Origin of the sequence: Photorhabdus sp. HUG-39, assembly GCF_963878365.1 — a bacterium.
GTDB classification, from domain to species: domain Bacteria; phylum Pseudomonadota; class Gammaproteobacteria; order Enterobacterales; family Enterobacteriaceae; genus Photorhabdus; species Photorhabdus kayaii.
In genome coordinates this window covers 157,398-173,692 of the sequence record NZ_CAWNWY010000003.1, presented here as the reverse complement: position 1 = coordinate 173,692, position 16,295 = coordinate 157,398, and the positions used below count along the sequence as shown (strand labels likewise).

General features: G+C 39.4%; 14 protein-coding genes and 1 pseudogene. 6 read left to right on the top strand and 9 right to left on the bottom strand.

Annotated elements, in window-relative coordinates; all coding sequences use genetic code 11:
* Positions 1–22: 22 nt before the first annotated feature.
* Both AAC155_RS03705 and AAC155_RS03700 read left to right on the top strand, forming a co-directional pair.
* Positions 23–685 (top strand): Crp/Fnr family transcriptional regulator, encoded by a 663-nt coding sequence (locus AAC155_RS03705; RefSeq protein WP_113041128.1) that lies wholly within the window; start codon positions 23–25, stop codon positions 683–685.
* Positions 672–851 carry a hypothetical protein gene (locus AAC155_RS03700; RefSeq protein ID WP_146748047.1) on the top strand — a complete coding sequence of 60 codons (180 nt, stop codon included), beginning with the start codon at positions 672–674 and terminating at the stop codon, positions 849–851. Before AAC155_RS03705 ends, AAC155_RS03700 begins: the two co-directional genes overlap by 14 nt.
* Before the next feature lie 53 nt (positions 852–904).
* Here AAC155_RS03700 and AAC155_RS03695 read toward each other — a convergent pair whose 3' ends face one another.
* Genes AAC155_RS03695 through AAC155_RS03680 form a run of 4 tightly spaced genes read right to left on the bottom strand, consistent with a single transcriptional unit; the run spans position 905 to position 5,609 of the window.
* A complete protein-coding gene (locus tag AAC155_RS03695; protein WP_113041073.1) occupies positions 905–2,437 on the bottom strand; it encodes an asparagine synthetase B family protein in 1,533 nt (510 codons plus the stop codon).
* Positions 2,438–2,472: 35 nt separating this feature from the next.
* The gene (locus AAC155_RS03690) at positions 2,473–3,828 is read right to left on the bottom strand and encodes a 3-phosphoshikimate 1-carboxyvinyltransferase (RefSeq protein ID WP_113041072.1); all 1,356 of its coding nucleotides are present in this window, start codon (positions 3,826–3,828) and stop codon (positions 2,473–2,475) included.
* A gap of 27 nt (positions 3,829–3,855) precedes the next feature.
* Positions 3,856–5,160, bottom strand: a complete 1,305-nt coding sequence (locus AAC155_RS03685; RefSeq protein ID WP_113041071.1) for a 3-phosphoshikimate 1-carboxyvinyltransferase — start codon at positions 5,158–5,160, stop codon at positions 3,856–3,858.
* A gap of 50 nt (positions 5,161–5,210) precedes the next feature.
* Entirely contained in the window at positions 5,211–5,609 is a 399-nt protein-coding gene (locus tag AAC155_RS03680) for a RidA family protein (RefSeq protein ID WP_113041070.1), read from the bottom strand.
* 450 nt (positions 5,610–6,059) lie between these two features.
* On the opposite strand from AAC155_RS03680, the gene AAC155_RS03675 reads away from it, so the two are divergent.
* The gene (locus AAC155_RS03675; RefSeq protein WP_113041069.1) at positions 6,060–7,298 is read left to right on the top strand and encodes an ATP-grasp domain-containing protein; all 1,239 of its coding nucleotides are present in this window, start codon (positions 6,060–6,062) and stop codon (positions 7,296–7,298) included.
* A gap of 15 nt (positions 7,299–7,313) precedes the next feature.
* Entirely contained in the window at positions 7,314–8,159 is an 846-nt protein-coding gene (locus AAC155_RS03670) for a DMT family transporter (protein ID WP_113041068.1), read from the top strand.
* A 257-nt stretch (positions 8,160–8,416) separates the two neighbouring features.
* Here the strand turns inward: AAC155_RS03670 and ppx are convergent, their stop codons facing one another.
* The 5 genes from ppx to purM all read right to left on the bottom strand — a co-directional run bounded on the left by ppx (position 8,417) and on the right by purM (position 14,561).
* Positions 8,417–9,949, bottom strand: coding sequence for an exopolyphosphatase (gene ppx, locus AAC155_RS03665; protein ID WP_113041067.1), 1,533 nt, complete (start codon positions 9,947–9,949; stop codon positions 8,417–8,419).
* Positions 9,950–9,952: 3 nt separating this feature from the next.
* A complete protein-coding gene (ppk1, locus tag AAC155_RS03660) occupies positions 9,953–12,022 on the bottom strand; it encodes a polyphosphate kinase 1 (protein ID WP_113041066.1) in 2,070 nt (689 codons plus the stop codon).
* Positions 12,023–12,085: 63 nt separating this feature from the next.
* Positions 12,086–12,655: a spermidine N1-acetyltransferase gene (gene speG, locus AAC155_RS03655; RefSeq protein WP_113041065.1), complete on the bottom strand. Its 570-nt coding sequence runs from the start codon at positions 12,653–12,655 to the stop codon at positions 12,086–12,088.
* Between the two features lie 230 nt (positions 12,656–12,885).
* A complete protein-coding gene (purN, locus tag AAC155_RS03650) occupies positions 12,886–13,524 on the bottom strand; it encodes a phosphoribosylglycinamide formyltransferase (RefSeq protein WP_113041064.1) in 639 nt (212 codons plus the stop codon).
* On the bottom strand, positions 13,521–14,561 hold the full coding sequence (gene purM / locus AAC155_RS03645) for a phosphoribosylformylglycinamidine cyclo-ligase (protein ID WP_113041063.1): 1,041 nt from the start codon (positions 14,559–14,561) through the stop codon (positions 13,521–13,523). The genes purN and purM overlap by 4 nt, the downstream gene beginning before the upstream one ends.
* A 226-nt stretch (positions 14,562–14,787) precedes the next feature.
* On the opposite strand from purM, the gene upp reads away from it, so the two are divergent.
* Positions 14,788–15,414: a uracil phosphoribosyltransferase gene (gene upp, locus AAC155_RS03640; RefSeq protein ID WP_113041062.1), complete on the top strand. Its 627-nt coding sequence runs from the start codon at positions 14,788–14,790 to the stop codon at positions 15,412–15,414.
* A gap of 68 nt (positions 15,415–15,482) precedes the next feature.
* Positions 15,483–16,290, top strand: a pseudogene (locus AAC155_RS03635) (solute carrier family 23 protein); the annotation flags it as partial.
* Positions 16,291–16,295 lie beyond the last annotated feature (5 nt).

Below are 16,295 nucleotides of genomic sequence, written 5' to 3'. Positions count from 1 at the left end.
GTATCGGGATAAAGAGAATAAATTGAAAAATTATATTGATAAATATCATCTTGATAGCATTTTTCCAGCAGAATTTATGCCAAAATTAGATGTGGTTGAAGTTAAGAAAAATACCTATCTTACACATCAGTCATCAATTTTTACTCATCTCTATATTTTAGTTGAGGGTAAACTAAAGGTTGAGTTTTATAATATTAATGGAAAATTTTCTGTTTTTGCCTTTGCTACTCCTCTTTTTCTTATTGGAGATTTAGAACTTTTTCATTCCCAAGGCGATAATATAATTAATACTGTCTTTGCTCAGGAGCGATCAGTACTGCTATCCATTCCGTTAGAGACGGTAAGAATATTTGGATTAACAGATGCTGTATTTCTTCAATTTGTTTGTAAACAACTCAGTAATAAGCTTTTTGAATCTTCTTTGTTTCGAACGGGAATATTTTTAACTGTTGAGGATAAGTTAAAGCGATTTCTTTACTATCATTCGAAAAGAAATGGAACTGTGTTGGTATTAGAGAAAAGGGAAGATTTAGCATCTGTTTTAGGTGTTTCAGTCAGGCAATTAAATAGAGCTATTAAGAGTTTGAATGAAAAAGGAATAATTTTATCAAAGAATAAGAGAGTTGAAATTATTGATTATGATTTTTTAAAAAAGGATATTGAGTTTCAATTTGACGCCAAGTGATGAAAATAAAAAATCCTATATCCTATATACCTTATGGATTTCAAGATGCATCGCGACGGCAAGGGAACGAATCCCCGGGAGCATAGATAACTATGTGACCGGGGTGAGTGAGTGCAGCCAACAAAGAGGCAACTTGAAAGATGACGGGTATATTTTTTATCGCTAAATAGCTGCATCGTTAACAGAATAAACAATGCAGCAATCAATATAATGGTTAAATTACGATATGAAATTAAAGTAACCCGATTCTGAAAAATCTTTGCCAGATTCTTTGAAACGCTCTTTCGGTAGTGGATAACCCAAAGAGAGATATTTTTCAGCGAAATATAATGAACTTTGATGGGTTAACCCGATAGAATTAAGGTTGTCAACCATGCTTCTCGGTAGATTGCATTTAATATCTTTAACGTAATCAACGATAGTATTTTTCACACCACTGCCATCTGGCATTCTTATTTTTGGTCTGTCAATGATATATTCCGGTATTTTTCCTCTGAATGCTTCGCGTAAAATATGTTTTTCTATCCCCTTATTGAGTTTGTAAGAAAAATCCAAGCTTAAAACATAAGGCACTAGTGCTGAATCCATAAAGGGAACTCTTGCTTCAACAGTATTTCTCATGCTTGCTCGATCAACTCTTTGTAAATCAGTCCTATGAAGATTATTTAATCGATATAGGGAGAGGCGATGGGGATCGGGATATGTTTTAAATAAATCGTAGCCAGCAAAAATTTCATCACTACCTTCTCCACATAAAGCAATTTTAAAGCCAAGGCGGTTAGCAATATAATAGCCAAAGTGAGCAATAGTTGAATCAATCGCATCGATTTGTTCGAAAAATTCACCATAATAGATAGCATCTTGGATATTATTGATTAATTCTTCCTGAGTAAATGTATATATAATATGCTTTATATTATTCTCAGAACAATATCTTTGGGCGATTTCAATGTCTTTTGAACCCGGTAATCCAAATGAAATCGCGGTAATATCGTGGTGATATTTTTTTGCAAGATAAAGCACGATGGTGCTGTCTATGCCGCCGCTAAACATAATTGACACAGGGAGGTCTGTGTCAACCCGCTTTCTGACGGCATTATCTAACAGTGAATAGACTTTTTCTTTTGCCTGTTCGAAGTTATCGCTGCTTGCTGGGATAGTTGTGTCGTAGCTAATATATTTCTCACTAGTAAATCCGTCGAAAATTGAACCGGGTTCAACAGGTTTAATTTCTGAGTTAAACTCGATCAATGATTTTATTTCTGATGCTACATACCAGTTACCCTCTTTTTGGGTGTAATAGAGAGGTTTTATACCGACGTGATCTCTGCCTAATAAGAATTTATTATTCTTATTATCAAATAGAATAAAACTAAACATGCCATCTAATTTTTTAATAAATGCTTTGCCATAGCAAATATAGGCAATTAGGACAACTTCTGCATCGCCACCATTTTTAAATTGATAACCTTGTTTAATCAATTCATTTCGAAGAGACTTGTAATTATAAATTTGACCATTCAGAACAAGATGAAGATCATGTTCCTGATTTGATATGGGTTGATAGGCTGAATCGCGTTCGACGATAGCAAGTCTGTTGGTTGCGATTGAAAAATTATTTCTGACAATCTTCTCATTAAATCGAGATGGATCGCCTCGATGTGCTATTTTTGACATTATCGTCTGTAGCTTATTCTCAATATCATCAATAAGCCTATTTTCTGTATTAAAAACGCCACCAATTCCACACATAGTGAATTCCTTTGGTTAAGAGTTATCAATGATATTTAAACGTCTTCTGGTATAGGGCTAGAATATTTTAATTCGTTCACATTGGCGCCTAATGTGAATATTTCGGCGAAATATTCTGGATAGGTTTGACCAACATGATATGGCTCACTGATAATGAGAGGCTCATCACAATGTAAACCTATTGTTGTGAGTGCCATGATTAATCCATGATCGTAATGACCATCAACAATAATGCCGCCTTTATATCCATATGGATTGCCATAAATAATTAATTGGTCTAGCTTCTCTTCTGATCTAATCCCTATTTTGTCTAATTCCCGCCGAAAATCAGAAATTCTGTCTGATTCTTTATAGCGGATATGTTCAATGTTATAGAAAACGCTTTTACCGTCGGCAAACGCAGCTAATGCAGCAAGTGCTGGTACCGCATCTGGTGCCAGTGAACCATCGAAATCCTGCGCTTTTAGGGTTCCGCCAGATCGAATATTGAGACAATCATCCCTGATGAAGTTGATTTTCGTTCCACTGTTAATTAAATAATCCACCACCGCGCCATTACCTAATTCTTCCTCAAAGAAACCGTTTAGGGTGACATCAGAATTCAGTGAGGCGCAAAGTGCAAGGATTGCCGCTGTGCTGGCTGGATCAGCGCCGACGCTAAATTCTGATGGAATAAATCGATTTTTTCCTATCGTAAAGAAATTACGGAATTTATCATCATATTCGATATTAATGCCCGCTTTGCGCAAATTATTAATTGTCGTGTGAACCATCGATGGTGCGGTAATTGTATCGATGACTTTTATTTGCAGATCTCGTTCACTAATGGCACCTAAGTAAAGTAGTCCACTCAGGAATTGAGAGCTCTTTCTGCATGAAATTTCAGTGTAACTACCGATGTTTCTACTTGATTTCATGCTTATCGGTAAAAGTGAATCAGGCCCAACTGAGGTGCACTGAATATTGAGTAATTTTAGTGCATTGACCATTTCTGATTGTGATCGTGTACCCAGGGAGTAACTGTATTCTGTAATAAATTCAGTATCAGGTAAATAACCGGCTACTCCCATTAATAGCCTTAATACAACGCCAGAATTACCTGGGTTAAAGATGATTTTTTTATTAATTTTTCTGATATCTATACCTTCTACGATTGTCCCTGTAATATCACTATTAAATGATGCCCCTAAACGGGAACAGTTTAATTTCATTGCTGTTGTATTGTTCCCTGATGCCATGTTATTTATTTTACTTGTACCTTCCGTTAATGATGCAGTCAGAATGGCGCGAGTTGAAGAACTTTTGGAGGCAGGTAAAGTTATTGAGCCATTTAATGATTTGGTTTTGTTTATTTCGATAAATGGCGGATGATTATTACCATAATAATTCATATTTTTGTCTCGCTTTTATACTGTTAGCTAACTTATTTTAGCTCCGAGAGAAGTTAAGGATTGGATAAATCCAGGAAAACCATCATCTAATTTATGTATATGATTAACCGTTGTTCGTTCTCTTGCCCCTAGTGATGCAATAATATTGGATGCGCAAATCCGATGATCATAGTAACTGAATATTTCGACGCCTCCGTTTAATGGTCCGTTACCATTGATCTTTATTTTGTTGAAAGTCCCAGTGTCATTAAAAATTAAATAACTTTTACCGCCCATCATGCGTATATTTTCGTTGATAATAAATGCGCGTTGACATTTATGATTGTTTATAGCATTAAGACCGGAAAATGTCATATCTCCATTGCCATTAATCGCTGCCGCGATAATGTTAGTGGCAACGGAAGGAAGTTCATTTAAGTAAATTTCATCTGTAATGGTGTTATGTTCCTCCTCCAGGCTGATATTAAGTTCATTCTTAATTGGGTTATAGTTTAAATTCATACCAAATTTTTTATATATGTTAAATAATACTCTTTCGTTAATGGTATTACTCAAATAATAACTTCTGATGGTGACTTTGCTTGGTCGATTAATACTTAATATTGACGAAGCAATGTAGCTTAGTGATGTGAAATCAGAGGGGATGTTAATAGTAATATCCCTTGGTTGATATTCAGTTGAAATAAATGTGCTGCCTATTCGCGTGATTTGACTTCCCAATAACGCCATCATGTTAATTGTTATATCGACATATCCATTCTTAGTTTCGCCGTTGTTGTTAATGATAATACTTTTCCCTTTCATAAATGGTGAAACAAGAAGAGAGAATGATAGAAATTGAGTACTCTTATTGAAGTTTAATGGCGATTGTGATGGATATATTCTTCTGGAAATAATGACAATATTTTCTTCTCGCTTTTCTGCAAATACATTCAGGTATGAAAAAAATGATTCATCATACAGACTTTCTCTGTTAAACAGTGAATCATTGCATTTTATATAAACTTCCTTTTCTGTTAGTGACGCTAAAGCGACACTGATTCTAAATAACATGCCAGAACCGTTAGCATTAATAATCCCATTACAATGATAGATTGGATGTGCCCCTTTCAATATGATGTGGTTTTCACTTCTGTCCAGAATTTGCAGACCAAATTGTTGTAAAGCAATAAGGAGATCTTCGGTTTCGGTACACCACGATATATTATTTACGGTTGTTGTTTCTTCATTCAATAGTGCTAATAGTAGCGCTCTTTGGATATGAGGCTTAGATGAGGGTATGACTATTTCCCCGTTAAGCGTGGAGCCGGGGAGCACGCTAATTTTATTCATGCCAAGCCTCCAGGTAGATCAATTACCATTGGTATTATTCTTTGATTTAACTATTTGCTATCGATAGCAATAGTTGTAATTTCAACGTAATGTTCTGGTTTTACCATCGATTTAACGGCAATAGTCGTATTGACCGGGCGTATATCGCCAAATTTTTCATTAAATGCTCGACAGTAATCATCAAAATGTTGGAAGTCTGTTAAATGTGTTACTGTGCTGACAACGTCAGTCAGTTCTGCATCAAGCTCTTTTAAATATTTCTCAATTTTTTCTATGATAAATAGAGTTTGCTCGTAAGCATTTTCCCCCATAACATTTCCATCACCATCTGAAGCGACACATCCTGCAATAAATATCTGATTACCAACTCTTTTTCCTCTTGAGTATCCCATTTTATTTTCCCACGGAGAGGGGCTAAATACTGTTTTTTTAATTTCATGAGATGACATAAATACTCCTATAAATGAAAATATATAAGAAGAAGATTTGGGAACAATAAATTAATTTAAACAATTTATTCCGTTAACTAAAAAATATCCGTAAATCAATGTAGTATTAATAAAAGTATATAAAGTCTGTTATGTCAAATAAAATTTTTTATTAAAATAGAATAATTGATTGTTTTTTTATTTTAAAAATGAATAACTATTTTATCTTGGCGGAAAAATTATTTTTATGAAAAAATTCTTTTTATTATTTAATTGGTTATGTATTAAAGAGCTGAATCTGGTTGTATTCTGGCGGTTTTTTTATTTGAAAGTCATCTTAGTTGGAACTATACATGATAATTAGGTTGTCTTAATTTTAATGAAATTTTTTATTATTAAGTAAAATTAGATGATTTCAGGAATGAAGAAAGTGTCATAAATTAATAAATATCAACTAACGATGGGGTAGATATGCGTGTTTTTATTTTTATTGAAGCAAGACCGGTTGAATGTTCGGCAATTGATTATATTAGAGATTTGGGATTTTCTCCTGTGTTATTGACTTCAATGGAATCAATGAATAAAGGATTATATGATGATTTAAGAAAGGAATTATTTGATAATATTTATTATGTTGATACGAGAAATAGTACAGATATCATTAATTTAATTAAAGATAACCGTATTCCTGTTGCTGCAATTTTAGGTTGCTATGATGATTTTATGATTGTGGCGTCTGAAGTAGCGTTAGAATTCGGTTTACCTCACCCGGATATAGATGGTTTGAGGAATGCATTTAGTAAGAAGAATGTCAGGGATATCTTAGCACAACATGGTTATGAGCAACCTGCTTACGCGGTTTTTTCTTATAATAATATTCCAGAAAATCCTAAGGTTCCTTTTCCGTTTGTGATTAAGCCACTTCGTGATGCGGGGGCTTATGGGGTATCACTTTGTAAATCTCAAGATGATTACCACCATGTGGTTTCAGAAATTTCATCTCATGGCACAATGTCAATGCTCGGTAAAGTCAATGAAGAGTTCTTGATAGAAGAGTTCTTGCAGGGAAATTTTTATGGGGCAGAATTAATTTATAGTCATGATGAATGGCATTTAATTGGTATCAATAGAATTTTCGTTTCTCCTGACGATGACCTGTGTATGATCGGTTTATCTCATCCTGCTGAACTGCCTGAATTTGAGTTTGCAATGGCTTGTAAGCTTGTTAAGGAGTGGCTAGCTGCGTTGGGATTACGGGGTGGTGCAATAAATGTAGAATTTATTTATACCTCTCGTGGGCCAATATTAGTTGAAATCAATTTGCGCATAGCAGGTGCCAGAGCGGCTCAACAGATATTCATGACCTCTGGGATTAATATGGTCAAATACTTGGTCGATTTTGTTTGTGGTATCGAAAGTTCTATATTACCAGCGTCGGAAATAGTTTATCCATTTGTCGCTGATGCATTTGTTTTTTATCGTGGTGAGGGGGTTGTCAATGATATCAGAATAGATGCTGATATCCCTTATTTCATCTCCGCAGGGTTTAAAAAAACGCCTTTTGCTATTTCATCAAAAAGTAAAAGTTCATCGAAAAATAAAAACTTTGGTTCTATTGTCGGTTATGTTCTGGCTTATGGTGATAGCTGTGAGGAAGCGATGGAAAATGCGACACGTATTGCTAATAGCGTTCAGTTAATAACGAATTAATGAGAGATTATCACTATGGCGATTCTGATAGGGTTGATTTCAGCATTATGTTGGGGAAGTACGGATTTTTTGGCAGGGCAAGTCGCAAGAAAAGTCGGCGTTGCTAAATCTTTATTCTATAGTCAGCTATTTGGTTTTTTTGTTTTATCGTTGTTGCTGTTTTTTTATTTTGAGATGTCGTTTGTTAATGCAAGCTTTTTTCAATTGACCCTCTGTGTTGTTGCTTCGGTTTGCAATTTAATGGCAATGGTGTTTCTGCTTAAAGCATTATCAATCGGCAAAGCCTCGATTGTCGCGCCGATTGTTTCGCTTTATGGTGCTATTACCACGATTTTGTCACTGATAAATGGGAAACCAATGACCGCTTTGGTTTTGTTTAGTCTATTTATTTGTGTTGTTGGGGCCTGTCTAACCAGTATACCGAAATCAAAAGATGGACAACGAGAATCATCCGGTTCAATTGTCTTTGCACTTTTGTCTTCACTGATGTTTGGTTTAGGCTTCTGGTTGCAAGGGGAATTTGCTGTTAGAGATCTGGGTGTTATCAATGCATTATGGGTTTACTATTTAACCGCTGTGGTTGTTTTATTTCTCACGCTATTAAAAAAAGGAAACTTATCATTACCGCCGATTTCAATTATCTCTCTGGTTTTTTCAATTAGTTTCTTTAGTCTGATCGGGTTTGCTTCATTAGCTTATGGTTCTGCAACGGGACATGTTGCCGTTGTTACTGTTCTGAGTTCATTGGCAAGTGGAGTTACCGCTTTATTAGGCTTTTTTATTCGCGGAGAACGGTTGAGTCGAATTCAGTGGATTGGTATTGTGATAATAATAACCGGTGTCATTCTTTTGAAATTATGACATTGATAATAGCTTGTTTCCCCGAAGGATTCGGGGAAATAGTGAGGTATGATATTGATTAATAATAATCAGCACTAAGTTGATTATTTCATCTGATGATTTTCGCTTTTCTCTATTATGACCTTTTTATTTTGCTGATGATGTTCTAATGCCGCTATGGATGAGTAAATGAAACGGCCAAATAAAATCAGAAAGCTGATAAGTAAAACCAATTTAATTATCTGAGATCGCTTCTTTTTTTTCATTGTCTGATATCTTTATATTGATTCCTCGGCTATTTCTAATTGCCAACCCGCAACGTTATGCCAGTAACCTTGCTCTTTTTCCAGATCAAGCTGCATCAGGGTGTTTTCTGATAAATAATTGTAAGGCAGGTAGAGAGCCCAATGACTATCATCAGTAACCAGTCTGAGTGATTCAGGAATGGTTGTGGATTGGCGTTGATTATTGAGTAAAGTTGCCAGACGCAGGATTTGAATTAATGGCAGATACTGTTTTTTCTTGAATAAATTGAATCTTGGTAAATCATCCAGTTTTATTGTCTTACGATGACAGCGAACCAAGGTTGCCAGCAGTAATTGTTGTTCTTGATTAAAGCCGGGTAAGTTGGTGTTTTGCAGAATATAGGCAGAGTGTCGCTGTAATCCGCTTAAGTTAATACTTAATCCAACTTCGTGTAACATTGCCGCCCAGTGTAAAATCGCTTCGAGTTGAGGTTGCACTAGTTTAGGGTTCTGGATTGCCCACTGTTGGTAAAGTGTTTCAGTCGTATGAAGTACACGCTTTGCCTGTTCTCTGTCGATATTATAGTGTTCAACCAGGCTTCTTGCGGTTCTCTGGCGGATATCTTGATGACGGAAACGGCCTTCCATTTCATATAAAACGCCTTCACGTAGCGCGCCATCTGAGAGTTGTAATGCTTTTATATGCAGGGCATCGAATATACCGCATAAGATAGCCAAACCAGGAATAAAAAAGTGTTTACGATCATCCGATAGTCCGGGTAAGTCGAAGGTTTTTAATTTCTTGAATTTGAGTATTTCTTTGACCAACATCTCCAGCCGTTCAGGGGTGATTAATCCGTCCTTTTCCCCCATTGCGACCAGCACTTCATACACCGCTTTAATGGTCCCGGATGCCCCAAGCGCTGAATTCCAGCCAGTGATGCGGTACTGCCACGAGAGATTTTCCAATTTTTGTGCAGCTTCAAGCCGCGCTCGACGGAATTTTTCTGCGCTAATTTCGTCATCGGGAAAGAATTGGTGGGCGAAACTAATGCATCCCATTCGGCGGCTTTCTACTAATAATGGTTCAAAATTTTCCCCAATGATCAATTCAGTGGAGCCGCCGCCAATATCAATCACCAGTTTACGGTTTTTTTCTGGTTGTGTATGTTCTACCCCCATATAGATCAGACGAGCTTCTTCATGGCCGGAAATAATTTCAATCGGGTAGGGGATAACGTCTTTAGCACGTTTGATAAATTCTTTGGCATTGCTGGCTTCACGTAAGCTGTGAGTGCCCACCAGACAAACGTTATCAGCAGGAAAGCCTTGTAACCGTTCAGCAAATAAAGCCAGACAGGCAAGACCGCGTGTTATTGCTTCTTCGCTTAATTGATTGTTGTTATCAAGACCGTCGGCAAGATGGACCCGTTGTTTTAAGCGACCTAAAATCTGAAAGGCGTCGTTAACAATTCGGGCAATAATCATATGAAAACTGTTTGAACCCAGATCAATAGCCGCAATTTCTATTGGTCTGGGCGTCGGCTTGTCATGTGTTAGCGGCATAAATTAAGCTCTTGGTTCAGGTTGTTCGAGGGCTTTTATATAGTCATAAATAGCGAGTTGTGCCCGGATTTTCCGCTTATTACCCCGTGGCACGTAACTATTGCTCAGTTCTTTATCGACGTAACGGGCTTTTACCGTATCGTTGAATTGTAATTCGAGAATGTCCAGTACCCGTTGTTTTAATTGTGGATCAAGCAGGCAAACCGCAACTTCAATTCGGTAGTCGATATTACGGGTCATCCAATCAGCAGACGAGAGAAAGACTTTTTCGTCGCCGTCATTAGTGAATACGTAAACCCGATCATGTTCGAGAAAACGGTCAACGATACTGGTGATCTGAATATTTTCGCTAAATCCTGGCTGGTTGGGCACCAGTGAGCACATACCACGTATCAGTAGGCGTATTTTTACCCCTGCCTCCGAAGCGTCATATAGGCGGTCCACCAGCTCTTTATCAACCAGGTTATTGATCTTTAACGTAATACCTGCGGGCTTATTCGCTCTGACATTGGCGATTTCCTGTGAAATAAGCTGGTTGAGCATTGCGCGGGAATTTTGCGGCGAAACCATCAGGTTTTCAAATTTGACCGGGCGGTAAGGATTCTCAATAAAGTTGAATACCCGGCGCACTTCGTTAGTAATTTTGGGATTTGCTGTCAGCAAGGAGTAGTCGGTGTAGAGGCGAGCGGTTTTTTCATTAAAATTGCCGGTACCAATATGGGCATAGCGAACAATTTCTTCACCTTCCAGACGGGAAATAAAAAACAGTTTTGCGTGAATTTTTAGTCCCGGTGCTGAGAAAATAACATGTACACCCGCTTCGGTTAGCCGTTTGGCCCAATGAATATTGGCTTCTTCATCAAATCGAGCCTGTAATTCAACCACGACGGTCACTTTTTTACCGTTATGGGCAGCATGGATCATGGAATCAATAATGCGGGAGTCTTTTGCTACCCGATAAATATTGATCTTGATGGAAAGTACACTTGGATCGAAAGAAGCCTGACGTAATAATTCCAGCACATGTTCAAAGGTGTGATAGGGATAATAGAGCAGCACATCTTGTTCACGAATCGCATCAAAACCATTGCGGAAATTATCAAACCAAGTGTGCCGTAATCTCGGTAAAGGTTTATTGAGTAGGTTTCTCTTCCCCTCATTGGGGAATTTAATGAAATCTTTAAAATTGTGATAGCGTCCGCCGGCAATCACCGAGTCATTGTTTGACAAGCCAAGTTTGCTACGCAGTAACCCCACCATTTCATCTGGCATTTCTCGTTGATAAACGAATCTTACTGGTTCCGCTGTCAGCCGTTGTTTCAGCGTGGATGACATTAGTTCGAGCAAGCTTGATTCCATCTCTGTTGCTAAATCATATTCAGAATCACGGGTCATTTTCATTGAATAGGCGTTCAGTGAATCATAATCGAAAAAGCCTTTGAAAATTTCATCAAGACAATAACGCATAATATTGTCTAGCAGGATCATTGACTTGCGGCGGTGTGGCATTTCAGGCGGCAAGTTAACAAAACGTGGCACCTTATCTGACGGAATTTCCAATAGTGCATATTGAATATTCTGGCCGTGGACAATTTCAACTGCCAGATAAGTGTAGTCATCTTTTAGAAATTCAACCAGGTTGGTTTCTGGATTGATCAGAATTGGCGTAATGTGTGGCCGCAGATGTTGACGAAAATATTGACGTAACCAGATTTGTTGATTTGGTGAAATTTGTCGTTCATTGATGAGAAAAATTTGATTGCGAGCTATTTCTAGTAGCAATTCATTATAGAGCACATCAAATTCTTGATCGGTTTTAGCCACTTTAGCTTGAATTTTTTTCAATACATTTCGAGCGCTGGTGGCCGATCCTCGTTCTTCATTGATTAATATTCGCCGTTTCACATCAGCAAAACGGACTTTGTAAAATTCATCCAGATTATTGGAGTAAATACCAAGAAACCGCATCCGTTCTATTAATGGATTGCTCTTATCCGCTGCTTCTTGAAGCACACGTTCGTTGAATGATAACCAACTCAGTTCTTTCTCGGTATAGAGCCTGTCTTGGGACATGGTTACTCCAGGTGTTGAGGTAAAAGTATTGAAACTTTGAATACGACGGGGCGTCGTTTGTCGCTATCTTATCGTCAGTATCTGCTGACTCATTTTTTCATCTTCCTTAGATGCAAAATATTGATGTTGGAAAACGCACATGCGAATGGCGGTGCGGTAACTGCCATTAATAAAGAATTCGTCTATTAATTCGCCCTCAGTATAGAAACCTAGTTTATTATAGATGTGAATGGCCTTGACATTCTCTTTATCAACAATCAGGTAGAGTTTATACAGATTAAGTACGGAAAATGCATATTCCATTGCCAGTTTTGCCGCTTTGGTTGCATGGCCTTGGCCCTGATAGGCGGGATCGATAATAATCTGAAATTCTGACCGGCGGTGGATATAGTCGATTTCGACTAATTCAACCAAACCAACTTTGGCGTCAGAACTTGCGATAATAAACCGGCGCTCGCTCTGATCGTGAATATGTTTGTCATAGAGATCGCTCAGTTCAACGAAAGCTTCATAAGGTTCTTCGAACCAGTAACGCATGACGCTAGCATTGTTATCTAATTGATGGATAAAAGGCAGATCTTCCCGCTCAAGGGGACGTAACCTAACAGGTGGAGTATGAGAACCACCAGACATTTGACACCTCAATGTTATGTTTTTAATAAAAAAGGAACATAATTAATATAGTTCGCAGTGCCGGGTATGTTACCACAGCACTGTAATTAGCCGTTAATATACCCGTTATCTTTCAAGTTGCCTCTTTGTTGGCTGCACTCGCTCACCCCGGTCACATAGTTGCCTATGCTCCCGGGGATTCACTCCCTTGCCGTCGCGATCCATCTTGAAATCCATAGGGTTTAAATAGATTATTCTGCGGCATAGCCTTCTGGAGGGAGGATCTTTCCATCCAGATACGCTTTGCCATTAACCATACTTAGGCGCCCTTCGATAAACCAGTTGATAACTAATGGATAGATGTTGTGTTCCTGAGTCTGAACCCGTTTAACAACCTCATTTTCCTGATCATCGGCAAAAATAGGAACTTTAGCTTGCAAGATCACCGGGCCGCCATCCAACTCTTCTGTCACAAAATGGACGGAAGTGCCGTGTTCTGTATCTCCATTCGCTATCGCTTTGCGGTGAGTATGCAGACCAGGATATTTGGGTAACAGAGAAGGATGAATATTTAACAGGCGGCCAAGATAGTGCTGAACAAAGTCTGGCGTCAGAATACGCATATAACCCGCGAGGACCAGCAAATCTGGTTGATACTGATCAATCACGTGTTTTAGCGCTTCATCATAAGCCTGACGATCTGCATAGTTTTTCGGGCTAATAACATGGGTGGGAATATCCGCCTGTTGAGCGCGTAACAGACCGTAAGCGTTTGCGCTATTACTCAATACCGCGCAAACCTGCCCATTGATTCTGTTCTGCTGGCAGGCGTCAATCACCGCCTGGAGATTACTGCCACTGCCAGAGATGAGTACAACGATATTTTTCATTTAATGACGACCTGTTGTTCACCCTCTTTCAGTGTCGCGATAGTGCCGATTTGCCAGGCTTTTTCACCGGCCGTAGTGAGTAATTCAATCGCGTGTTCAACGGCTGTTGGTGGTAATGCAATCACCATTCCAACACCACAGTTGAATGTACGGTACATTTCATGACGGCTGACATTGCCTGTCTGTTGCAGCCAGTTAAATATGGCCGGCCATTGCCAACTGGATTCGTTAATCTGTGCTTGGGTATTTTCAGGCAGAACACGCGGAATATTCTCCCAGAAACCGCCACCGGTTAGATGAGCAATAGCGTGAATATCAACCTGTTCAATCAAGGATAAAAGGGATTTCACATAAATTTTTGTCGGGGCGAGTAGGTGATCTGCCAATGATTTACCTTCAAGCTCTGTTGCTTCTGGATCGGTGTTGTTGACGGCCAGAATTTTACGTATCAGAGAATAGCCGTTTGAGTGAGGGCCACTGGCGGCGAGGGCAATCAAGGCATCACCCGCCTGAACTTTACTGCCATCGATAATTTCTGATTTTTCAACCACGCCAACGCAGAAGCCGGCAACATCATAATCTTCACCGTGGTACATCCCCGGCATTTCTGCGGTTTCACCACCAACCAGAGCACAGCCGGATAATTGACAGCCTTCTGCGATACCGCTGATAACGCTGGCAGCCGTATCAACATCCAGTTTCCCGGTTGCATAGTAATCAAGGAAAAACAGGGGTTCCGCACCTTGAACAACCAGGTCATTGACACACATTGCAACTAAGTCAATGCCAATAGTGTCATGGCGTTTGAGATCCATTGCCAGACGCAACTTGGTGCCGACACCATCAGTACCAGAAACCAGAATTGGCTCACGGTATTTTTGTGGTAATGCACATAAAGCGCCAAACCCACCTAAACCGCCCATAACTTCTGGGCGACGGGTCTGTTTTACAACACCTTTAATACGGTTGACTAAGGCATTACCGGCGTCGATATCGACACCGGCATCTTTATAACTGAGAGAGGTTTTGTTGGTCACTCGAAGCCCCCAAGGCGGTTGCGTTTGATAAATTAAGACAGAATAGTAACAATTCTAACAGTCTAAGCAAACGTTTGCGAGACTCTTGTTTAGGATCTCAGTTCGCGGCAATTAGGGCTATGTTTAATGAAAATCAACGGATTGGTGGTGGTGTTATGGGTAAAAGACGGTATAATCTCGCCGTTTTTTTGTCTGCTGGCGACATGACATACAGTAGGAGAGGTCCATGAAGATCGTTGAGGTGAATCACCCACTTGTTAAACATAAACTCGGCCTGATGCGAGCGCATGATATCAGCACCAAACGCTTCCGTGAACTGGCCGCAGAAATTGGAAGCCTTCTGACTTATGAAGCAACTTCTGATTTAGAAACAGAAAAAGTCGCTATTGATGGCTGGTGTGGCCCAGTAGCAGTTGAGCAGATTAAAGGTAAAAAAATAACCGTCGTACCTATTCTGCGTGCGGGATTGGGGATGATGGATGGTGTATTGGAGAATGTTCCTAGTGCCCGGATCAGCGTCGTAGGGGTTTATCGTAATGAAGAAACCTTAGAACCTGTCCCTTATTTTCAGAAATTGGCTTCCAATATTAATGAACGTATGGCGCTGGTGGTTGACCCCATGTTGGCAACCGGTGGTTCCATGATTGCAACTATCGATTTACTGAAAAAAGCAGGCTGCCAGTCGATTAAAGTGCTAGTTTTGGTGGCTGCTCCTGAAGGTATTGCCGCGTTGGAAAAAGCCCATCCTGATGTGGAACTGTATACAGCTTCTATTGATGAGAGACTCAATGAACAGGGATACATTGTTCCTGGCTTGGGGGATGCAGGCGATAAAATATTTGGTACGAAATAATAAGTTAGCCGACTTTTGAGTCGGCTTTTTTTTGGTTCTGACGCGATAATATTAAGAGGATAAATAAGATGACCCGTCGCATTATTGGGGTAGATGAGCGGCCTCCTTTTTTACAGACCATTCCACTCAGCTTCCAGCATCTTTTTGCTATGTTTGGTGCGACGGTATTGGTGCCGATTTTGTTTAAAATCAACCCAGCGACAGTTCTGCTATTTAATGGTATCGGTACATTGTTGTATCTGGTGATTTGCAAAGGAAAGGTTCCGGCGTATTTGGGATCGAGCTTTGCTTTTATTTCACCGGTCTTATTGTTGTTGCCTCTGGGATATGAATTAGCTTTGGGTGGTTTTATTATATGTGGCGTGCTGTTTTGTCTGGTTTCACTGATTGTTAAGGTGGCAGGGCGAAGTTGGATTAATGCGCTGTTTCCACCTGCGGCAATGGGGGCGATTGTTGCTGTTATCGGTCTGGAACTTGCCGGTGTTGCGGCTGATATGGCAGGTTTGCGTCCGGCGGAAGGTGCCGATGTTGATTCAACAACATTGACCATTTCTCTGGTAACACTGGCGGTAACCGTTCTTGGTTCAGTTATGTTCCGTGGATTCTTGGCTATCATCCCGATTCTTATTGGCGTATTGGTAGGTTATGCGTTGGCGTTCCTGATGGGCGTAGTTGATCTGACGCCGGTACGTGAAGCGCCGTGGTTTGCATTGCCAACTTTTTATACACCACGTTTTGAATGGTTCGCTATTATGACTATCTTGCCTGCGGCGCTGGTNTTCCGGTTTCTTTGGTTCAACGCCAAATACAACTTATGGCGAGAATATTGGTGTCATGGCAATTACCAAAGTTTACAGTACCTGGGTTATTGGTGGTGCTGC

Bases quoted from the DNA above. Each gene is read 5' to 3' on its own strand.
- AAC155_RS03680 (WP_113041070.1), bottom strand. From the start codon at position 5,609: ATGTCATCTCATGAAATTAAAAAAACAGTATTTAGCCCCTCTCCGTGG.
- ppx (WP_113041067.1), bottom strand. From the start codon at position 9,949: ATGCCGCTAACACATGACAAGCCGACGCCCAGACCAATAGAAATTGCG.
- AAC155_RS03675 (WP_113041069.1), top strand. From the start codon at position 6,060: ATGCGTGTTTTTATTTTTATTGAAGCAAGACCGGTTGAATGTTCGGCA.
- AAC155_RS03685 (WP_113041071.1), bottom strand. From the start codon at position 5,160: ATGAATAAAATTAGCGTGCTCCCCGGCTCCACGCTTAACGGGGAAATA.
- speG (WP_113041065.1), bottom strand. From the start codon at position 12,655: ATGTCTGGTGGTTCTCATACTCCACCTGTTAGGTTACGTCCCCTTGAG.
- upp (WP_113041062.1), top strand. From the start codon at position 14,788: ATGAAGATCGTTGAGGTGAATCACCCACTTGTTAAACATAAACTCGGC.
- AAC155_RS03695 (WP_113041073.1), bottom strand. From the start codon at position 2,437: ATGTGTGGAATTGGTGGCGTTTTTAATACAGAAAATAGGCTTATTGAT.
- AAC155_RS03670 (WP_113041068.1), top strand. From the start codon at position 7,314: ATGGCGATTCTGATAGGGTTGATTTCAGCATTATGTTGGGGAAGTACG.
- purN (WP_113041064.1), bottom strand. From the start codon at position 13,524: ATGAAAAATATCGTTGTACTCATCTCTGGCAGTGGCAGTAATCTCCAG.
- ppk1 (WP_113041066.1), bottom strand. From the start codon at position 12,022: ATGTCCCAAGACAGGCTCTATACCGAGAAAGAACTGAGTTGGTTATCA.
- AAC155_RS03690 (WP_113041072.1), bottom strand. From the start codon at position 3,828: ATGAATTATTATGGTAATAATCATCCGCCATTTATCGAAATAAACAAA.